Raw genomic sequence first — 19,047 nt, forward strand, 5'->3', positions numbered from 1 at the left:
TTCCAGCCCTGTAAGGCGGGCCGTGGAAACGGCCATTGACGCTTGCCTGCGAGGGGCGCCCACACACCTACCCCGCAACCGAACGGCCGCGCCGGGATTGTCGAGGGCAGTTGAGGATTGGATGCGGAGCACGCGGAAACTCCGGCGTCGTCCGCCGTGGGCCCTTCGCCTCCCCCCTGAAGCGGCTCGCCTTCGGTTCACCTCACCGCATTTGGGGAGCACTCATGAAGACAGACACCCGCTCCATCTCCCGCCTACGGCACGATCCGCTCGTGCGTGGCCTCGGTTGGGTCAGCGCGCTCCTGGGCGTGCCCCAGGTCGCCGCCCCGGGGGGCTTCGCCCGGGCCTTGGGCGTGGACGACACCTCCCGGCACCGCTCCGCCACGACCGCCGTCGGTGTGCGCGAGCTGGCGGCGGCGACCGGGCTGCTGGGGCGGCCGCATCCGGCCTGGCTCTGGGGCCGCGTCGGTGGCGACCTCATGGACCTGACGATGCTGGCCCAGGCCCTGAAGAACCACAACGGCCGCGGCTACGGCCGCACCGTTGCCGCGACCGCCGCGGTCACCGCCATCACCGCCACGGACGTCTACGCGGCCGTGACCCGCACCCGTAGGAGCGCCCCCATGGAACTGACCGCGGCCACCACCGTCACCCAGCCCCCGGACGAGGTCTACGGCCTCTGGAGCGACCTGGAGCGACTGCCGGACTTCATGGCGCACCTGGACGAGGTGCGCGTCACCGGCCCGCGCACCAGTCACTGGCGGGCCGGCGCGCCGTTCGGCAAGGAGGCCGAATGGGACGCCGTGACCACCCAGGACGTCCCCGGACAGCTGATCGCCTGGCGGTCGGCGGACGGTGCCGACATCGACAACTCCGGCGAGGTCCGCTTCACGCCCGCCCCCGGCGGACGGGGCACGGAGATCCGGGTGACCCTGCGCTACGACCTGCCCGGCGGGGCACTGGGCAAGGCCGCGGCTCGCTACTTCGGCGAGGAACCGCACCAGCAGCTGGACGACGACCTGCGCCGCTTCAAGCAGATAGCGGAGACCGGTGAGGTCGTCCGCTCCGAGGGCGCCCCCGGCGGCAAGCGGTCCCGCGGCGAGTTCCCGCAGCACCCGGCCCGACCGCTGACCGATGACGAACTGAAGGAGGCCCTGGCATGAAGGCGAACTGCTGGACGGGACGCAACTCGGTCGAGGTGCAGGACGTCCCCGAGCCATCGATCCTGAACAGCCGCGACGCCATCGTGAAGATCACCTCGACGGGGATCTGCGGCTCCGACCTCCACCTGGTCGACGGTTACGTCCCCACCATGGAGAAAGGCGACATTCTGGGCCACGAGTTCATGGGAGAGGTCGTCGAGGTCGGCCCCGGTGTCAGCGGTGACAAGCTGCGCGTCGGTGACCGGGTCGTCGTGCCCTTCCCCATCGCCTTTGGTGCCTGCGCGTCCTGCCGCGCGGAGCTGTACTCGTGCTGCGAGAACACCAACCCCAACGCCGGCATCTCGGAGAAGTTCTTCGGTCACCCCACCGCCGGCATCTACGGCTACTCCCACCTCACCGGCGGCTTCGCCGGCGGCCAGGCAGAGTACGCCCGCGTGGTGCTCGCCGACGCCAACGTCCTCAAAATCGAGTCGGAGCTCACCGACGAGCAGGTGCTGTTCCTGTCCGACATCCTGCCGACCGGGTACATGGGCGCCGAGATGTGCGACATTCAGGAAGGTGACGTCGTCGCCGTCTGGGGCGCCGGTCCGGTCGGCCAGTTCGCAATGGACAGCGCCCGGGTCCTGGGCGCGGAGAAGGTCATCGCGATCGACAAGGAGCCCTACCGGCTCGACATGGCTGCCGCCCAGGGCTACACCACCATCAACTTCGAGGACACCGACGTACGGTCGGCACTGCTCGAACTCACCGGCGGCCGGGGCCCCGACAAGTGCATCGACGCGGTCGGCATGGAGGCCACACACGGTGCCTCCCACGTCCACCTCTACGACCGCGCCAAGCAGGCGGTCCGCTCCGAGACCGACCGGCCGCACGCTCTGCGCCAGGCCATCCTGTCCTGCCGGAGCGGCGGCGTGGTGTCGGTCATCGGCGTCTACGGCGGGCTGATCGACAAGTTCCCGGCGGGTGCGTGGATGAACAGGTCCCTGACCCTGCGGACCGGGCAGTGCCACGTACAGAGGTACATGAAGCCGCTGCTGGGTCTGATCGAACAGGGCAAGATCGACTCCACCAGGGTCATCACCCACCGGCTGCCCTTGACCGAGGCGCCGACCGGCTACGACCTGTTCAAGAACAAGAAGGACCGCTGCGAGAAGGTCGTCCTCACACCGTGACGAACGCGCCGCCAACTGCGGCATGCCTCGCACCGCCACCAGACGTGCACCACCGCGAACACCCGCTCCGGCGCCACCCCGGCCCGCACCGCACGGCCGCGCCACCGGCCACCCCGTCGGTGTTGCCGGACGCCGACACGCTCCCAAAACGCGGAGGGACGTCCCCCTCAGCCGGTGGGCGACGCCGATCAGACTAAGCGTATGGACAGCGACAGCAGTGCCGCGTGGGAGAGCGCTGCCGCCGGGACTGGAGGCCGGTGGTGCGGCGCAGGACGGAACTGCAGAGGCGGACCTCGCGAGTGGCCGTGAGCCGCACGCCCCTGGAATGTGACGTCGGGGCTCGTCGCGAGGAGCCGCGGGTGCGGGCGGCCGTGGCTGCGGGAGGTGACTGGTCAGGACGCGCGCAGCGGGGTGGGTGAGGGCTCCGGCGGTGGGGAGCGCTGCGGCTCCTGGAGCGGGAAGTAGTCTCCCGGCCGCGTGGAGCGCCGCCACACGTACACCGCTGTCGCCATCACGAGGATCAGCCCCGCCAGGACCAGCAGTTCGATCCCCTCGACGTTCCACCGGAAGGACTTCTCCGCCTCGGCCGTCACGATGAGCACCTTGCGGATGCCGGCAATCAGGCCGACGACGAGGAAAGGCTCCGCGTCGAGGGTCTGGTTCCTGATGGTGAGGCGGACGGTGTGGAGCAGCTCGGCCACGATGAACAGCACCAGGCTGTTGTCCAGGGCGGAGAGAACGACCGTCTCCTCGTGATACGGCCCCTGGATCGACCTGATGACGTCCTGGACGACCCCGACGGTCAGGAGCCCCGCGAGCAGTACGAGGAGCGCCGCGACGACCAGGTGGATGCCGTCTTCGATGAGCTGCAGGAGGCCCTGCAACCGGCTGCCCTCGATCTTCGGGGTATTGGGTCGCACAGTCAGCATGCTAAGGGTGCCCCGGCCTGCAGGCGCGGCGTGCTGGGTGAACGGGTGGACGAGAGGACTCCTCCCTGTGGTGGCAGCCCGGCGCGCGGATCCCTCCCTGCACCAGGTACGAGATGGCCTGGCTCGCCTCCGCCTACCGGAGGATATGCGCCGCCGCATCGCCAGGGGCATCCGCTGCCAGGCGGACACCGTGCCGGCGCCCCTGGTGGCGGACGAGCAGGTCGACGTGGTCCGACGTGGCTGAAGTCGTCGGCACCCGTCAGGAGAACGGCGACTGGGACATCGGCGTCTTCCTCACCGACCTGCCGAGCCGGGCGGAGCGCAACGCGGTCCGCACCGAGGCCGACCCTGAGCACAGGGCCGCACCGATGTCACCGCACGGCCTCGGCTCCCGGCGCCTGCGGCGCCGGAGCGGTGCGGCAGGCGACGGTCGGCGTGGTCAGGCAACTGGCCGCGCGGGACGAAGAGCCGCTGGATTCCACCGTTGTCGGCCGTCCGGCCCGGGGGAGTAGTCGGAGCGCGAACGCTACGCGGTGCCAGGGAATGCCCGGCCACGTCGCCAGCCAGTTCCCGCCGTGGCGCCTTCTATCCAGGCGGCGCTTTCCACCCCTGCCTCATGATGAAAGAAATCCCAGTTCAGACGGGCTACTCCGGCGAACTTGCCGTGTCCGGCTCCGGCTGGTCCGCGCCGCCCGAGGCGGCCGCCGGACCGAGGGTCAGTGCCAGCTCGCCGTCCTTGACATCGACGATGACGGTGTCGCCCGGGTTGACCGAGCCGCCGAGCAGCATGTTCGAAAGCCGGTTGTCGAGCTCCGTCTGGATGGTGCGGCGCAGCGGCCGGGCTCCGAACTCGGGTTGGTAGCCACGGTTGGCCAGCCACTCCTTGGCGGTCTCGGTGACCTCGAGATCGATCTGCTGGGCGTGGAGCCTGCGCCGGCTGCGTTCCAGCAACAGGTCGACGATGCGCACCAGGTCCGCCCGGGTCAGGGCGTGGAAGACGATGATCTCGTCGATGCGGTTGAGGAACTCGGGACGGAAGTGCGCCTGCAGTTCGGCCATCAGGTCATCCCTGATGTCCTCGACCGCCCCCTGGTGGTCCAGGATGCGCTTGGAGGCGATGTTGCTGGTCATGATCACCACGGTGTGCCGGAAGTCGATCGTGCGTCCCTGAGCGTCGGTGAGCCGCCCGTCGTCCAGGACCTGCAGCAACAGGTTGAAGACGTCCGGGTGGGCCTTCTCGACCTCGTCGAACAGCACGACGCTGTACGGCTTGCGGCGCACCGCCTCGGTGAGCTGCCCGGCCTCCTCGTAACCGACGTATCCGGGTGGGGAGCCGACGAGCCGGGAGACGGTGTGCTTCTCCTGGAACTCGCTCATGTCGAAGCGGACCATCCGGTCGGAGTCTCCGAAGAGCAGTTCCGCAAGTGCTTTGGCCAGTTCCGTCTTGCCGACACCCGTGGGTCCGAGGAAGAGAAAGCTGCCGGTGGGCCGGTCGGGGTCCCCCATGCCCGCCCGGCCGCGGCGCACGGCCTGGGACACAGCGGCGACCGCCTCGTCCTGGCCGACCACCCGCTCGTGCAGGGACTCTTCGAGCTTCGTGAGCCGCTCGCGCTCGGTCTCGGTGAGCTGGGAGACAGGAATGCCGGTACGTGCGGAGAGCACATCGGCGATGTCCTCGGCCGTCACACTCCCGGCCTCTTCCCGCTCTCCGCCGGCGACGGCGAGCTCCTGCTCCACCTGCCGGATCTGCTCCTTGAGCTGTGCGGCGCGTGCGTAGTCCTCGGTGCTGACGGCCTCGTCCTTCTCCCTGCGCAGCTTGGTGAGGCGGTCCTCGAGGCTCGCGGTCCCGACCGGGGCACCGAGGCTGCGCAGTCCCACCCGCGCTCCGGCCTGGTCCATGAGGTCGATCGCCTTGTCGGGCAGGAACCGGTCGGTGATGTAGCGGTCGGACAGGGCGGCTGCGGCTTCCAGGGCTTCGTCGGTGTAACGGACCTGGTGGTGGGCCTCGTAGGAGTCGCGAAGTCCGCTCAGGATCTGGACGGTCTCCTCGACGGTGGGTTCGCGCACCATGACCGGCTGGAAGCGCCGTTCGAGCGCGGCGTCCTTCTCGATGTACCGGCGGTACTCGTCGATGGTGGTGGCGCCTACGACACTGAGGTCGCCCCGGGCGAGCGCGGGCTTGAGTATGTTGCCGGCGTCCATGGCACCCTCGCCGCCTCCGCCCGCGCCGACGACCGTGTGCAGTTCGTCGATGAACACGATGATGCCGCTCTCGGCCTCCGTCACCTCGTCGATCACCTTCTTCAGCCGCTCCTCGAACTCCCCGCGGTACTTGGATCCGGCGACCAGACCGGCCATGTCGAGGCTCACGACGCGGCGGTTGCGCAGGGCCTTCGGGACCTCCCCAGCGACGATCCGCTGCGCCAGTCCTTCGACGATCGCGGTCTTGCCGACACCGGGCTCACCGATGAGCACCGGATTGTTCTTGGTACGCCGGGAAAGGACCTCCACGGTCTGCTCGATCTCCTCCGCCCGGCCGACCACCGGGTCGAGACGCCCGCTGCGGGCCTCCTCGGTGAGGTCCCGTCCGTACTCGTCCAAGGTCGGGGTGTCGCTGTGCTCGCCCGACGCCGCCTTCCGGCCGCCTTCGCCGCCACTCAGCAATCCGGAGGAGACTCCCTCGGGTCCCAGCGTGCGTACGAGACCGGAACGGGGATCCTCCAGCAGCGCGGCGAGGATGTGCTCCGGACCGATGTAGGAGGAACCCGTCGCCTGGGAGCGCGCGTGGGCGGCGAGCAGGGCGCGCTTCGCCGCGGGAGTGAGACCGGGCTCCCCGGTGCCCGCGCCGGACGGAAGGCTCTCCTGCAGGTCCGCAGCGAGCCGGTCCGGATCCGCGCCTGCCTGCTCCAGCAGCTGCCGGGAGGCCGACACCTGTGTGGCGGCCCACAGCAGGTGCACGGTGTCGAGATCGGACCCGTCCTCGGCGGCACGGCTGCCGGCCGCCGTCAGCAACTCGTGCGAGGAATCACTGAGCAGCCGACCGATAGGTACGCGCTGAACGGCGGGCGGTGAAGCTGCCGGACTCATGCCGAAGAAGCGGTTGAAGAGATCGGAGAACGGGTCGCCGGACCCGAAGGGCGAGGTTGTCACAACAGTCATCCCGTCCGGCGGGCGGCACAAAGGCTGCGTGCAGCCTGCCGTAGTCGGATTGCCGGTACACGGCCATTCTTCGCCGGATCGTCCCGGCGTGCGAACGCAGCAAGTGAGTGACGGGCGTCCTGGGCAGAGCCGCAGATGCCACAGGCGATCGGGCACGAGGAGGCGTGGCAGGCGGTGACGCGTGTCCCTGCCTCGCCCTCCAGGTGAACCTGCGAACCGGAGAAGACGAGAGCCGACGGGCACCGAGCCGATCTCGCTCACCGGCCATGACACCGACCCACCGTCGATCCACCATGACGTGATCCACCGCCGCTGCCAGCCCTCGGACAACGCCAGCCGGCCTCGTACCGCCTCGTGACCCGGATGCTCGACCGTGAAGTCCGGCCGTCAGGTGCTATCGATGTCCGTGAGGATGTGGTCCGTGATGTCTTCGATGCCTGGGACAAGCGGACGGAAGCGTCGAGCATGCGGAGGTGCGGATCGGCGACTCGGTGGTGATGATGTTCGACGCGCGGCCGGAGTGGCCGTCGCCCCCCCGGCTTCCTCCGCTTCTACGTCGAGGACGCCGACGCCGTGCACCGGCAGGCCGTTGCGGCCGGCGGCACCTCGGTCACTGAGGTCATCCACCTGTTCTTCGGGGATCGGGTCGGGCGGGTGCGCGACCCGCTGGGCAGCCTGTACTGGATCCAGACCCGCGTGGAAGACCTGAGCCCGCAAAGCGCCGACTTCTTCTCTGACCGAGCCTCTGACCTCGGCTGAGTAGCCACCGTCCTGCCTGCCGCCCCGGGGTGAGAAGAGGGTGCCCAAGATCGTGTGTGACGAACGAAAACCTGGGCACCCTGCTGTCTGCACTGGGTAAAGATCGATGACCGGCTGGAGACCCATCGCTGGATGGGCAGGCCACCGCGGCTGAGCGACTCCGAGCTGGTCACCCTCGCGGTCGCGCAGGCACTGCTCGGCTTCCACTCCGAGACAAGCTGGCTGCGTTACGCGAACGTGCACCTGGTGTCGCTTTGTCCCGGGAGGCGGGGGCCGGGTCGGACGGACACGGCCCCCACTGACCCGATGAAGGGTCAGCCCGCCCAGACCTCGGCGTCGTCGGCCGGGACAGTGGTGGCCAGGCCCAGTTCCTTGCGGGCGGCGACCGACTTGTTCGGGTCGATCCCGGTGAACGCCGGGTCGTAGGCGATGTAGAACGCGTCGGCGTCGGCGGCGTTGGCAGCGTTCTTCCAGTTGCCGACCGCCTTCGTCAGCGTCGAGCGGAGCTTGCCGACCTCGGTGCCCTCCATGCCGGCCAGGCCCTTGACGTGTGCGTCGAGGGCGGCCGCGACGGCCTTGGCCTGCGCCTTGTAACCGGCCAGGTCGTCCTCGACGGCGTCCTTCTCGGGCTGGTTCGCCCACAGGGCCTCGTAGACCGCGTTCGAACCCTTGAGGTAAGTGATCTGCTCGGGCTTGAAGGACTTCGCGGTGTTCAGCGAGCCGCTGAACTTGCCCTTCTCCGCCGTGTAGGTGCAGCTCACCGCGCGGTCACCCGTCGCCCAGCTCTCCTTGGTCGGCGTGTAGTAGAAGAGGGCGGCGCCCTTGGGGAGCGCCCAGGTGTCCGGTGCGTACTTCTGCGCCTCGACCGGGCAGCGGGTGTCCGCGATCGTCGTGATCTCATTGTCGCCGGGATACTCCTGGCCCTTGTCGATCGCGAACTCGCCGACGACCTGGCCTTCGTGTGCCTCGGTGCAGGGTACGACCTCGACGGCGAACGCCGTCCCCTCGGCCTTGCCGTTCGGGTTGTAGCAGTCACCGATGTCCAGCGAGAACACCGACTGCTGGCGCGCCGCCTTCTTCGCGGTGTCCTTGGCGTTGTCGACGGCGTCGGAGACCTCCGAGCATCCCACCGCGCCGATCGCGAGCAGGGCGGCAACGGCGGACATGCCGCGAAGGTAACGGTGCGGAACACGGACTGTCATGACGTGTACATCCTCTTGCGTGATCTCTATGAGCTCATGTGGCTCGTACGGGGTCTCTGACTCGCGACGGGCCGCGAGGGTTGTATCCGGGCTGCTCACGGCTGGGAGCCCGGTCACCTCGGGATGCACGTGGAGCCAGGGGTGTGCAGTCGACCGCCCACCCCGTGACCGGTGCGGCTCGCCACGGGAACCGAGGTCGTCCAGATCGAGGATCCACCTCTTCGTCGACCACTCCGGCCTGCCTGGTGACGAACCGGGGTGTGGTATATGAGCTGCTCCTCGACGCTTTGGGACGGTGCGCCGGGGCCGGGGCGGTGTTGGGGGAGGGGTGTCGATGAACTGCTGCCATCCCTGCCAGGTCGTCGGCGTCAGGGCTTAACCCGGGCTGAGCTCCGGCGCCGGTTCGGGCTTCACCACTGATCCGCCTTGCGCTGCGCGTCGTCAAGACCGAAGCTGCCGGCGGTCGCCGCCGCGGTCCAGTCCTTGTCGTCTACGCCGCCGGTTTCCTCCAGGCCGTACAACTGCCGGGACCGGCCGGGGGGCCTTGATCTGGCCGACGTGATCGCGCTGTTGCGGAGCAGGTCGTGGAGGCTCGGGCCAGGATCACCGAGCCGGAACGGGACGGCGGGGTGCGGTTCGGGCTGGAGGAGCTCAAGATGGAACTCGGCACGGAGCTGACCCGGACACGGGGCAGCGGACGGCGGGCTGCGGTGCGCCGTCGCCGTACTCGGCGGGCGGCGGGAGCGGGCTGAGAAGGGGACGCACACCGTCACCGTGCGGCTCACACCGCGGTCGTCCGATGGCAGGCCGCTGTATGTGGGAGGCCGGGAGCAGCCGCTGATGGAGTCCGACCGGCGGGTGCCGATCCGCCTGTACGACGAGGCGGGCGTCGCCTGACTGGTGGCTGACCTGTGCGCGTGATGCTCACCGGTGATCGGCAGTTCCCTGCCGCACTCGCTGCCGCGATGGCGGTTCCGTTCGATTGCGACGGTGGTGGGGGAGTCGACTTCGAGTCCTTCCCGGCCTTCCTGTCCGTCGAGGACACCACTGATTGGTTGCGGGCCTGGACCGGCAACGGGGAGCTCAGTGGCGACGATTTCCGGATTTTCGGCCAGAACGGCTCCGGCGGGTACGCGGCGTTCTGGCTGATCCGCGTCAACCGGGCGCTGGCCGACCAGCCTGTTGTCTTCCTCGGCTCCGAGGGGGAGACCGGCGTCGTCGCGCGCGACCTGGGCGACTTCCTGTGGCTTCTGGCCGATGGCCTTGGTCCCTGGGAAGCAGCCAACCCGTATGACAGCGACCGGGTGCCACGCCCAGATCTTGGGCACCCCAGTTGCACGGTGACGTCGTTGCCGTCGGCTCCCCCCCAGCGCCGACAGTGGCCGGAGCGTTCTGACCGTTCCTGCTCCTCGGCGGTGCTGCGGCTGGAAGGAAGAGGACGGCTCCCGGCCCCAGGCGTCGCCCGGTGAGTCGGCGGGAGCTGCTGGGTGTGTGCTGCCTGCTGTGACTGCGGTAGAGTGGATCTTGAGCGTGCTGCCGGGTTTGCCGATGGTGGGCTGTGCGTTGGTGGTCCAAGGAAAGACGCCCCGCTTCCTGTGGGGAGATGCAGGTGCAAGGCCTGCCCGGCGCTCCACGAGGAAGACCTCCGGCCCTGCTGTTCAGGGCCGGAGGTCTTCTTGCAACTGGCTGCTGGAGGTGTCTTCCGCAGTCTGCGGTTCTACAGTCTGCGGTTCCACTTCGACGAGCAGGTCTGGTCGTTGAGGTTGTAGCGGCGCAGGTCGTCACGGCGCGGCCGGTTCGGCTCCCCAGCCAATGTCTGCGCCCTGTCGGATCTCCGTCTCGCTGCAGGCGGTGCGCACATGGGGGGAGCTGTATCCGGCGTGGCGGGCGAGTTCCTTCAGCCTGTAGGGGCGGCTGCCGTCGGTTCGTGGGCCAGTACCCAGCCGTCACTCGATCGGGTGGTGGACCGTTCACATTGCAACCAGAGCAGCTTCCCGCCCCCGTCACCACCCCCTCCCGGTGGTGACGGGGGCGAGCAGGACGACGCGCTGCGCACCACCGCCCTGCACCTCGTGGTCCTGCGTGCCATAAGCGAGCACCAGCTGAAGAAGGTGCTGGTCTACTTCAGCCTCGTCTCCGACACCCGCCGCTTGGCCCGCGAACTCCCGCACACCCTGCGCCTGCTGCACCGCGCGGGCCGCGGCCGGGGACCGGGGTGCGGCTGCCGGCTCCAGGGCCGGGAGATGATGTGAGCCTGGGCTCGTCCTGGCAGTCGTGTGATCGATGGGCAACCATTCCAGCGACCTGATGGTCATGTCCGTGCCACCCGCACGTCGGGTGGGCATTGCCAGCTGCGCCTCGGGATGTTCCTGAGGCGCTGGAACATGGGGAAACGCCTTCATGCATCACCGCACCACCGTGGCAGGCTTCGCCGGAGCCCTCGCCCTGTCCGCGCTCATGACTCCGGCGGCCGCCCAGGCGGATGATTTCTCGGGCGACATCAGGATCACGAAGGTGGTCGTCAACGGAGGGAAGGACATCGTCCTGGGGACCACGGCCGTGAAGACGTTCACCATCGCGGTGACCGCCACGGACGACTCGGGTATCGAGGCCGGAAACACCTTCCCGATCATGTACCACACGCCCCTCCCGGACGGCGACGCTCACGGTCTCGTGATGCCCGACGACATCGCCGGCGACTGCGTGCGCCAGAGCCCCACCACGACCACCTGCACCTACACGCTGAAAATGAACCCGCGCATCCACCCCCAGGACAACACCACGGCCGGAACCTGGACCGTGAGAGCCCACGCCCTGGCCAACGACGGTGACTACTACACCAAGGACCCCGCAGCCAAGGCGAAGGTCCTGCGCAACTCCAAGCTCACCGTCAACGCCTCGCCGGAACCGGTGAAGAAGAACAAGACGATCACCGTCACGGGCGCCCTGAACCGCGCCAACTGGGAGACCTACAAGTACGGGGGCTACGCCAAGCAGCCCGTGAAGCTCCAGTTCAGAAAGAAGGGCACCAGCACCTACAAGACCCTCAAGACCGTCACGACGGACAGCACAGGCAACCTGAGGACGACGACGAAGGCCACGGCGGACGGCTACTTCCGCTACTCCTTCGCAGGCACGTCCACCACCCCGGCGGTCGCCTCCGCAGGGGACTACGTAGACGTGAAGTAAACCCAAGGACGGACACCGGCCCTCCCGCGCGCCCCGGACGCGCGATACGAACGGACACGGCGCGGAGCGGGTTGCGGTATTCGTACGTGAACAGGTCCCCTGGGGCGAGGGACCTGTTGACGTAAGCGCCAGTTCAGTCCTGCCAGCCGCAGCCGGCGGTTGCTACAGCTTCGCACGAGCGTCCTGACCGGCGATGGCCTGCCGCCTCCGTACCACCGGCGGCGGCCGGCACTGACGGCCGGCCCGCGTGCCGGGTCGACGCCGCCGCCCCGCGGAGCATCGCTCCGACGAGGCGGTCGGCCGCTCGCGGGGTGGCCTGACGACCAAGATTCACCTGGCCAGTGACGGAAGCCAACGTCCACTGTCAGTTCTGATAACCCCAGGACAGTGGGGGGACGCTCCGCAGTTGATCACGGTCCTGGACCGCATCCGCGTTCCGCGTCCAGCCGGTGGCCGCCCACGTAGGAGACCGGACCACGTATGCGGGGACAAGGCATACAGCTCGCGTCGAAACCGCCAGTACCTGCGACGACGGCAGATCCAGCACACGATCCCCGAGCGTCGAGACCAACGAGCCAACCGCCGACGACGCGGGAGCCGAGGCGGTCGCCCCACCGCGTTCAACCGGTCCCGGTGTGCCCGCAGAAACGAGGTCGAGCGGTGCATCAACGCGCTCAAAGGGTCCAGGGCCGTGGCGACGCGGTATGACAAGAGAGCCTTCGTATTCCACGGCACGGTGACTCTGGGCGCGCTTCGCCTGTGGCTCCGCACCTGATTCCTCGAGTGCCCTTCCCCAGCAGCCATGCCCACCGACTCAGTCGTCGGCCGCGACGAGGGTAGTGATCCGTTCAGCTGAGCGGTCGATGAGCACGAAGTCGTGGAAGTCCTCGTGCACACGCCCCCAGTCATGAATGGCCTCATCCCCGAGCCCGCTCAGGTAGTAGATGTGCTCGGCCGTCGCCAAGCGGTCGAACACCTCCTGCTGCAGATCCGCCTCCAGCCTGGCAGGCACGTCCCCGAACTTGTTCGCCCACCCCCACAGGATGTGCATGCTCTTCTCCCGGCTGACGGTTTCGTAGACGTCGGGGGTGATCAGGCTCAGCCAATACGGGCCGTGCCTGGATCCCTCCGGCAGGACTCCACCACCTGCGTAGTCGTCCCGGAACTGTTCATGCCCGATGAGCGCCGCGAGCAGTTCCTGGGCATCGTCGGACTCAGCTGGGATCCGCAGATGCTTGATGTCGACCCACCTGTAGCCGTGTGACCTCGGATCCTGGAACTTGTAGTTCCGGAAATTGATGAAGGCACTGGCCTCATGGGTGAGCTGGTTATCCATAGCGCCACAGCTTAGGAGCCGACCAAGGTCGCTCTGCAGACCCATCGGACAGGCCCTAGCAAGCGGTGCGTCGGCGGGACCAGTGAAAGAGGCGCGTGGAGCGCAGTGCGTCAGATGGGGCGACGCCGTGTCGCCGTGGGGGTAGGCGGGCTGCCACCGGTGTCGTGGCCGTAGCGCCTGAACCGGCCGGCCACTCACGCACTCACGCCCCGCTGGACACCCATCCCACCGCCGCCGCCACTCCCAGTACTACAGCCGGTACCGCCCACGGCCACCGCATCACCCGCCGCACCGAGGGCGCCAGCCACAGTGTTCCCACCGCGCCTGCCGAAACGACGGTCAAGGCGCAGGCCAGCTCGATCCCGCCGTAGGCGGCCTCATCCCAGTCGCCGTCCGGACGGGTGTTGATCGCCAGCCACAGGAAGAACGCCGCCGCCAGGGTCAACAGCACCACCGGAACGGCGAGGATCACGCGGAGCAGGCGGCGGTCGTCGTCAGGGTGGTGCGGGCGGTCGTTCACCGGGTGACGCGAGTGGCCGAACTTCTGCCTGTCGCCGGGGTGTGGGGGCTTCGAGGACTGCATCAGCGGATCGCGTTTCTTGCCTGGTCCAGGTGATGGGCGAAGTCGCGGCCATAACGCTGGGCCTGGTCGTTCTCCCAGTACGGTCCCCCGTTGTACCGTGCGGCGAGCTCCTGTTGCTGTTGCACCGTCGTCTCCTCCGGGGGCACGTCGGCGAAGTCGCTCTCCGCCTTGAGCTGGGCCAGGTACTCGGGGGCGATAAAGATGTTCTGCCCCGGGTCCTGGAGCGATTCCTCCATCAGGGCTCGCTGGCGGTCGGTGAGGTTCTCCGGGTCGTAGCCGAGCACTTCGGCACCGCGATGGCGATCGGCCCGAAGGACGTCTCGTAAACTCGGCGAAGCGCTCCACCTGACGCGCCACGTCCCCATGCGTCCTGGGTCTGCGCGCCATGGTGGTCAGCTCGGCGTCCGGCGGCCTTCGTGGAGAAGACCGGCGATCTCCACCAGCAGGTTGGCGTTCCCGTTGATGGAGTCCGCCTTCGCCACCAGATCCTCGCCCGAGGCGACCGGCGCGTCTCCACCGGAGTCGGCCGGCAACTGGTTGAGCCGCATGCCGCCCTCAACCTGCCGCTCCAGCGCCTCGGCTTTCAGCTGTGCCCATTCGTGCTCGAAGGACACCCCGTCTCCTTCTGTTCCGTCCGTGTGTCGTCACGTTCATGCACGTGCTGTGGGCCGCAATGGTTCTGGAGGAGAAGTGGAGCGTTAACGCCGGTCGGCTCGCTGGGCCGGGCCGTAGCCTGGCCCAGCCCGGCCCGGCGTGTGCGCCACTTCGCCGCCGGCATGACCCCCGCCCCCGCAGACCTAATGGACGCGCTGAAGAGCGCCAAGGTTGCTACCGCTCGGACCCTGTCACAAGGGGATCAGCACGTTATGCCCTGCTCACGCAGTCAGTCGCATTGGGTTTCCTCTGAGGACTTCGGCCGGTCGACACCCGGGCGCATAGTACGGAGTTCTTCCACCGTGGCGTACTTCGGCCACTCCGCAGGGCTGCCTGAGGAGATAGGGGCCGAACGCATCGGCGTGGGGGGACTGGAAGCAGTGGGCCGCGGAGAGGAAGGCGTCGGCGAGACGCGCACCGGGCTCGGTGAAGGGCTTTCCTCCGTCCGGTGAGTCGGTGCCTTCCGAGACGGTGTCGGGCTCAGCAGCGCGGGCTTGCTCTCCGGGGAAGTTGTCGATGGGTTTGTGGCAGGAGAGTCCGTCCCCGAACTGCTCGTGCACGCTGTCGCACCGGTGTTGATGCTGACGACCAGCAGTGCAGCCACGGTGCCGGTCACCACGTTGCCTACCCGCATGCCGGTCTTTCTCCCCCGGCTGGAGTGATCACGGCGTCTGAGTTGTCTTGGATAGCACCGTTCACCGGGCTGAGCCCGCGCTGTTTCCGCAAACTGGTGAATGCGCTTCGTCGCGACGGAGCGGACGCGGTCCGGCGGGGTCGGCCGTGGAGCCTGCCATTGGACGACCGGGTGGTGCTGGTCGCGGCCTACTGGCGGACCGGCTACTTCGCCAAGTGGCATTCGCCCAGCTCAACGGGCTGCTGCGGGAGTTGGTGCGGCGGAAGGCGGGCCGCACCGCCCAGCCCTCGGCGTGTGTCATCGACGCGCAGAGCGTGAAGACCTCCACCAGCGCCGCCGGGCAGGGCACCGATGCGGCGAAGAAGATCGTGGGCCGCAAGCGGAGCGTCGTCACCGACACCCCCAGGCTGCTGCTGGCCGTGCTGGTCACGGCCGCGAGCGTGCAGGAATCCGCCGTCGGCACGCACTTGATCGACCAGGTCGCCGCCGCTCACCCCACCATCCGCCAAGTCTGGGTCGACGGCGGCTACCGCCAGCACCTCGTCGAACACGCCGCCGCCCTCGGCATCGACTGGAAATCGTCCAACGTGCCCCCGGGACCAGGGGATTCGCCCCGCTTCCGAAACGCTGGACGGTGGAGCGGACCTACGGGTGGCTCATGTTCCACCGCCGTCTGGCCCGCGACTACGAGACCCTGCCCGCCCGCTCCGAAGCCATGATCCACCTGGCCATGACCGACCTGATGGCCCGCCGCCTCACTGGCGAGCACACCGTCTCCTGGCGCGACTTCGCAAAGACGCATCAACGCCAGATTCCGGAATGAAACAGCGGGTGAAAGCGACCTCTAAGCACCCGTCACAAGTGCACCGGGACCAGCCCCGAAAGCACCGAATTCGGGAGCTGTGACCCGTGGGGTTACGAGCCGTCGTCCTCGTAAATGTCGTAATGGCAGGACGAGAGGCCCCAGGACCACGCCTGAGGCCTCTCGCGGTCTGGCTCAGCGACTGACGGGGATCACCCTCGTTCGACGTCCAGCTCCGCGGGTGCCGCCTGTCCGTGGAGGGTGGTTACGAGCATTGCGGCACATGCCGTGCAGAGCCGAATCACCTTTTCGGTCCGAGCCTGAAGCGGTCAGGAACTGGGGCTGGGAGCCTCGAAGGTGCTGTGGTCGCCGAAGGTGGGCTTGAATGTGACATCGAGGCGTGTGAGGCCGCGGAAATTGAGGCTGCGCTGCCACCGCAGTGGGCAGTTCTCCAGGCGCAAGTCGGACAGCCGGGTGAGGAGGGCTTCCAAGACGATGGTGCCTTCCAGCCGCGCCAGCGCCGCTCCGAGGCAGAAGTGCGGCCCGTACCCGAAGGCAACGTGCCTCCTCCCACCGGACCGGTGAAAGTCCAGCTCGTCGGGGTGGGGGAAAGCAGCAGGGTCCCGATTGGCGGCACCGCACACCAGGAGTACGACCTGGCCGGCATCAATGACGCGTCCCGCCAGGTCCAAGCGGTGTCGGGCCCGACGCAGCATCAGCTGAACCGGGCTGTCATAACGCAGGAACTCTTCGACCGCGGCGGGAATCAGGTCGGGCCGATGGCGCAGTTGGTCGGCTGCGTGGGGGTTACGGAGCAGGGCCAGCGCGGCATTGCCTATGAAGTGGGTAGTCGTCTCGTGTCCGGCGATGAGGAGCAGGGCGCAGTTGGCGAGCAGTTCGTCGAAGTCCTGGGAGGTGTCCTCGGCCTGAGTGGTGAGCAGGGCGCGAAGGGTATGGGCCGCCGGGGCTTCGCGGCGGGTGAGGAGTCCCCGAAGGTACGCCAGCATGTGTTCCATGCTCTGCGAGGCAGCACGGCTTTCGTCCGCGTCGAGCCGGGAACTGCCGATGGCTGCGGCGATAGGGTCGGACCAGGAGGACAGCCTGAGTCGGTCCTGTTCCGGCACGTCCAGGAGGTCGCAGATGATCGTGAGGGGCAGGGGGCGGGCGAGGTCTGCGACGATGTCCATCCGCCCAGTCGGCGCGACCTTTGTGATGATCTGATCGACAGCTTCCCGGATTTGATCGCGGAGCGTGGCAACGGCCCGAGGGGTGAAGGCCCTGCTGAGCAGGGCACGTAACCGGGCGTGGTCGGGGGCGTCGCTGTAGAGCATCTGCCGACTCAGCACTCGGGCCAGCGGTCGCAGTTCCTCGGAAACGGACTCGATGTCGGGATAGCGCACCGAAGACAGTCGTGGGTCACTCGCGGCGCTGCTCACCACCACGTGGCTGGTCGCGATCCAGGCGTCCAGGCGGCGGTCCCAGAAGATGTCGTCGGCGCTGCGGAGCTCCGCATAGAAGTCGTAAAGGTGCTCTTGTATCTGGGGCCTCAGGGCGAGCAGCATGGTCCCAGGCGACGCATGAGTGTGCATAGCGTCACGCTAGCGTGGCTTCGGGTGAGTAATGGGCAGATCGCGAGAACGCCCGCTCCGCCTCGGGTGCTTCTGCATCGCCACCTCACCGGCGAGCAGCAGCGCTGGCCCCCCTACGTCCCCCTGGCCCACAAACTCGGGGTAGGCAGCATGATGGGCTTCCTGCTGTTCACCGAGGACGAGGATCTCGGCGCTTTGAACCTCTACTCCCGTGAACCCGGCGCGTTCACCGCCACCAGTGAGACGGCCGGCTTGCTGCTGGCCTCCCACGCCGTGGTCGCCTTCTCCAGCGCCCGCACTCACGCCCAGATGGAACAAGCCGTCGCCACTCGCCACTCGCCACGCCATCGGCGAAGCCGTGGGCATCCTCATGGGATCCCGCCACCTGACCGAAGAACAGGCATTCGACATCCTGCGCCGCTACTCCCAGGAGAAGAACATCAAACTCCGCGAGGTCGCCCGCCGCATCTGCGAACACGGCAGCCTCTGACCTGTGGTCGGAGTGGCGCCACCGGGGCTCTACTGCGAATGTCGGGGAGCGTGCTGCCGGGCGGGATCACGGTTGAATTGGTTGACGGGATCCGATACCACTTGTCGCTCAGGGTCGAGACCGCCTCGAAGCCGGAAGGGGAGACTGCCTCGGCGGCCCGCTGCCGTCGGTGGTGGGCCTTGTTCGGCGGCAGCGGAACGATCGCACTTACGGCAGTTGGTCGAGGAACCAGGTGGAGAGTCCCTCGGTGATCAGGGTGTGCGTACCGTTCTGCGAGGCGAATCGGACAGCGTGGAAGGGCGTCTCCTCCAACTCCCCGTCGCTGATCGGGGCGTACAGGTCGTCGTGGGTGGCAGGCTCCCGTAGGGCGATGGCGCTGACGGTCAGGACGAAGCAGTGCTCGCGGATCGGGTTGTCGACGCCGAAGCCCGGGATCTCGTTCAACACGTCGGCGAGGATGCCTAATCCGTGAAGGATGCCGCCGGGCGCGCCGTCGATGTCGGGCTGGCCGCTGGTGCGTATCTCACGCGTCGGGGCGGTGACCACCCGGAGCTTGGCCACCGGCTGGTCGTCGCCCCCGGACTGGGTCCTCAGCTCGGTACCGGTGACGGCCAGCCCCCTGCCGATGACAGCTTCGGCTCCGGGAGCCACGCCGTTACCGACGCCGGTGTCCGGACCGTTGGCGAGGGCGATCAGCCGGGTCTCCCTCGCCTGGGGCTAGGCCTGTCTCTTGATGCGGTGACAACCGATGCGTGCGGAAACTTTGGTTTACGTAGAACCTCTCGTAAACTATAGTTGTCGCATGATGGCCTATGAGATCACCCCGGAAGAGCAGGCAGAGCTCGACAAGGCGCTGTACGACGCCTTGAACCCCCTGGCCTCGGCCATCCGCTCCCGGGAGACCGGGTTGCCCACCGACCGTATGTGGGACGCAAGTCCGGTCGAAGTGGCGCTGTCCGTCCTGGCCGCGTGGAAGGCGCTGGATGGCGAGGTCAAGCGGCTCACGGAGCGGGCGGCGATGACCGCCGGCTCCTACGGCGCGAGCTATGAGCAATTGGGGGCCATCTGGGGCATCACCCGGCAGGGGGCCCGCAAGAAATGGCCCGATGCCGTCAGCCGCCCAGCACCCGCGACAGCGGGCAAGAGCACGCTTGCGCTGTTCGGAGGGACTGCTGAGCTGGTGCAGTCGCCTTCCGGTGGCTGGGGCTGGACTGGTCGAGGTGCCGATGGAGCATCCGGCACGGCCGCCGATGGGGCGCCGTACGCGACCGCAGAGGAAGCAGCGGCCCACGCGGGCGCGTTCCTCAAAGAACACGCCCTCGGCGGCGATCAGTCCTAGGGCGTGTCCGCAAAGTGGTTGGCGCGTTGGTCTGTTCGTGGTGCGTC

Annotated in this window: 18 protein-coding genes, 1 tRNA gene and 5 pseudogenes; 15 read left to right on the forward strand and 9 right to left on the reverse strand. The window is 68.2% G+C overall.

Annotated elements, in window-relative coordinates; translation table 11 throughout:
* Positions 1-224: 224 nt before the first annotated feature.
* Positions 225-1,163 carry an SRPBCC family protein gene (locus AMK31_RS38340; protein WP_073945390.1) on the forward strand — a complete coding sequence of 313 codons (939 nt, stop codon included), beginning with the start codon at positions 225-227 and terminating at the stop codon, positions 1,161-1,163.
* Positions 1,160-2,335, forward strand: coding sequence for a zinc-dependent alcohol dehydrogenase (locus AMK31_RS38345; RefSeq protein WP_073945391.1), 1,176 nt, complete (start codon positions 1,160-1,162; stop codon positions 2,333-2,335). The genes AMK31_RS38340 and AMK31_RS38345 overlap by 4 nt, the downstream gene beginning before the upstream one ends.
* Before the next feature lie 392 nt (positions 2,336-2,727).
* Here AMK31_RS38345 and AMK31_RS38350 read toward each other — a convergent pair whose 3' ends face one another.
* Together AMK31_RS38350 and AMK31_RS38355 are read right to left on the reverse strand one after the other, a co-directional pair.
* A complete protein-coding gene (locus tag AMK31_RS38350) occupies positions 2,728-3,264 on the reverse strand; it encodes a phosphate-starvation-inducible PsiE family protein (protein WP_073945392.1) in 537 nt (178 codons plus the stop codon).
* Positions 3,265-3,909: 645 nt separating this feature from the next.
* A complete protein-coding gene (locus tag AMK31_RS38355) occupies positions 3,910-6,423 on the reverse strand; it encodes an ATP-dependent Clp protease ATP-binding subunit (protein WP_073945393.1) in 2,514 nt (837 codons plus the stop codon).
* Between the two features lie 573 nt (positions 6,424-6,996).
* On the opposite strand from AMK31_RS38355, the gene AMK31_RS41965 reads away from it, so the two are divergent.
* Both AMK31_RS41965 and AMK31_RS42510 read left to right on the forward strand, forming a co-directional pair.
* Positions 6,997-7,182, forward strand: a complete 186-nt coding sequence (locus AMK31_RS41965; RefSeq protein ID WP_241842877.1) for a hypothetical protein — start codon at positions 6,997-6,999, stop codon at positions 7,180-7,182.
* Positions 7,183-7,238: 56 nt separating this feature from the next.
* Positions 7,239-7,443 (forward strand): annotated as a pseudogene (locus tag AMK31_RS42510) (IS982 family transposase); the annotation flags it as partial.
* Positions 7,444-7,496: 53 nt separating this feature from the next.
* Here the strand turns inward: AMK31_RS42510 and AMK31_RS38365 are convergent.
* Complete coding sequence (locus tag AMK31_RS38365) at positions 7,497-8,384, reverse strand: septum formation family protein (RefSeq protein WP_073945394.1); 888 nt, start codon at positions 8,382-8,384, stop codon at positions 7,497-7,499.
* A gap of 584 nt (positions 8,385-8,968) precedes the next feature.
* Between AMK31_RS38365 and AMK31_RS41200 the strand changes: the two genes are divergently transcribed.
* From AMK31_RS41200 to AMK31_RS38395, 7 genes and pseudogenes are all read left to right on the forward strand, one after another.
* Entirely contained in the window at positions 8,969-9,136 is a 168-nt protein-coding gene (locus AMK31_RS41200; protein WP_198948675.1) for a hypothetical protein, read from the forward strand.
* A gap of 22 nt (positions 9,137-9,158) precedes the next feature.
* Positions 9,159-9,281 carry a hypothetical protein gene (locus tag AMK31_RS42255; RefSeq protein WP_274536000.1) on the forward strand — a complete coding sequence of 41 codons (123 nt, stop codon included), beginning with the start codon at positions 9,159-9,161 and terminating at the stop codon, positions 9,279-9,281.
* A 23-nt stretch (positions 9,282-9,304) separates the two neighbouring features.
* Positions 9,305-9,853, forward strand: coding sequence for an SMI1/KNR4 family protein (locus tag AMK31_RS38375; RefSeq protein WP_241842880.1), 549 nt, complete (start codon positions 9,305-9,307; stop codon positions 9,851-9,853).
* Positions 9,854-9,944: 91 nt separating this feature from the next.
* Positions 9,945-10,017, forward strand: a tRNA-Arg gene (locus AMK31_RS38380).
* 328 nt (positions 10,018-10,345) lie between these two features.
* Positions 10,346-10,636 carry a hypothetical protein gene (locus AMK31_RS38385; RefSeq protein WP_073945396.1) on the forward strand — a complete coding sequence of 97 codons (291 nt, stop codon included), beginning with the start codon at positions 10,346-10,348 and terminating at the stop codon, positions 10,634-10,636.
* Positions 10,637-10,784: 148 nt separating this feature from the next.
* A complete protein-coding gene (locus AMK31_RS38390; protein ID WP_073945397.1) occupies positions 10,785-11,573 on the forward strand; it encodes a DUF5707 domain-containing protein in 789 nt (262 codons plus the stop codon).
* Between the two features lie 244 nt (positions 11,574-11,817).
* Positions 11,818-12,348 (forward strand): annotated as a pseudogene (locus tag AMK31_RS38395) (IS5 family transposase); the annotation flags it as partial.
* Positions 12,349-12,387: 39 nt separating this feature from the next.
* On the opposite strand, the gene AMK31_RS38400 reads toward AMK31_RS38395, so the two are convergent.
* The 4 genes from AMK31_RS38400 to AMK31_RS41205 all read right to left on the reverse strand — a co-directional run bounded on the left by AMK31_RS38400 (position 12,388) and on the right by AMK31_RS41205 (position 14,106).
* Positions 12,388-12,909 (reverse strand): hypothetical protein, encoded by a 522-nt coding sequence (locus AMK31_RS38400; protein ID WP_073945399.1) that lies wholly within the window; start codon positions 12,907-12,909, stop codon positions 12,388-12,390.
* A gap of 202 nt (positions 12,910-13,111) precedes the next feature.
* Positions 13,112-13,492 (reverse strand): hypothetical protein, encoded by a 381-nt coding sequence (locus AMK31_RS38405; protein ID WP_073945403.1) that lies wholly within the window; start codon positions 13,490-13,492, stop codon positions 13,112-13,114.
* A complete protein-coding gene (locus AMK31_RS38410; RefSeq protein ID WP_241842878.1) occupies positions 13,492-13,776 on the reverse strand; it encodes a hypothetical protein in 285 nt (94 codons plus the stop codon). The genes AMK31_RS38405 and AMK31_RS38410 overlap by 1 nt, the downstream gene beginning before the upstream one ends.
* A 108-nt stretch (positions 13,777-13,884) precedes the next feature.
* Complete coding sequence (locus AMK31_RS41205) at positions 13,885-14,106, reverse strand: hypothetical protein (RefSeq protein ID WP_198948677.1); 222 nt, start codon at positions 14,104-14,106, stop codon at positions 13,885-13,887.
* A 698-nt stretch (positions 14,107-14,804) separates the two neighbouring features.
* Here AMK31_RS41205 and AMK31_RS42515 point away from each other — a divergent pair.
* Both AMK31_RS42515 and AMK31_RS42360 read left to right on the forward strand, forming a co-directional pair.
* Positions 14,805-15,008 (forward strand): annotated as a pseudogene (locus AMK31_RS42515) (IS5/IS1182 family transposase); the annotation flags it as partial.
* Positions 15,002-15,603 (forward strand): annotated as a pseudogene (locus AMK31_RS42360) (transposase); the annotation flags it as partial. The pseudogenes AMK31_RS42515 and AMK31_RS42360, both read left to right, overlap by 7 nt.
* Positions 15,604-15,911: 308 nt before the next feature.
* Here the strand turns inward: AMK31_RS42360 and AMK31_RS38425 are convergent.
* Positions 15,912-17,144 carry a cytochrome P450 gene (locus tag AMK31_RS38425; RefSeq protein WP_241842879.1) on the reverse strand — a complete coding sequence of 411 codons (1,233 nt, stop codon included), beginning with the start codon at positions 17,142-17,144 and terminating at the stop codon, positions 15,912-15,914.
* 114 nt (positions 17,145-17,258) lie between these two features.
* On the opposite strand from AMK31_RS38425, the pseudogene AMK31_RS38430 reads away from it, so the two are divergent.
* Positions 17,259-17,661, forward strand: a pseudogene (locus AMK31_RS38430) (ANTAR domain-containing protein); the annotation flags it as partial.
* A 207-nt stretch (positions 17,662-17,868) separates the two neighbouring features.
* Here the strand turns inward: AMK31_RS38430 and AMK31_RS38435 are convergent.
* Positions 17,869-18,312 (reverse strand): hypothetical protein, encoded by a 444-nt coding sequence (locus AMK31_RS38435; protein ID WP_198948676.1) that lies wholly within the window; start codon positions 18,310-18,312, stop codon positions 17,869-17,871.
* A 151-nt stretch (positions 18,313-18,463) separates the two neighbouring features.
* On the opposite strand from AMK31_RS38435, the gene AMK31_RS38440 reads away from it, so the two are divergent.
* A complete protein-coding gene (locus AMK31_RS38440; RefSeq protein WP_073945401.1) occupies positions 18,464-19,000 on the forward strand; it encodes a hypothetical protein in 537 nt (178 codons plus the stop codon).
* Positions 19,001-19,047 lie beyond the last annotated feature (47 nt).

Origin of the sequence: Streptomyces sp. TSRI0107, assembly GCF_001905845.1 — a bacterium.
In the GTDB taxonomy this organism is placed as follows: domain Bacteria; phylum Actinomycetota; class Actinomycetes; order Streptomycetales; family Streptomycetaceae; genus Streptomyces.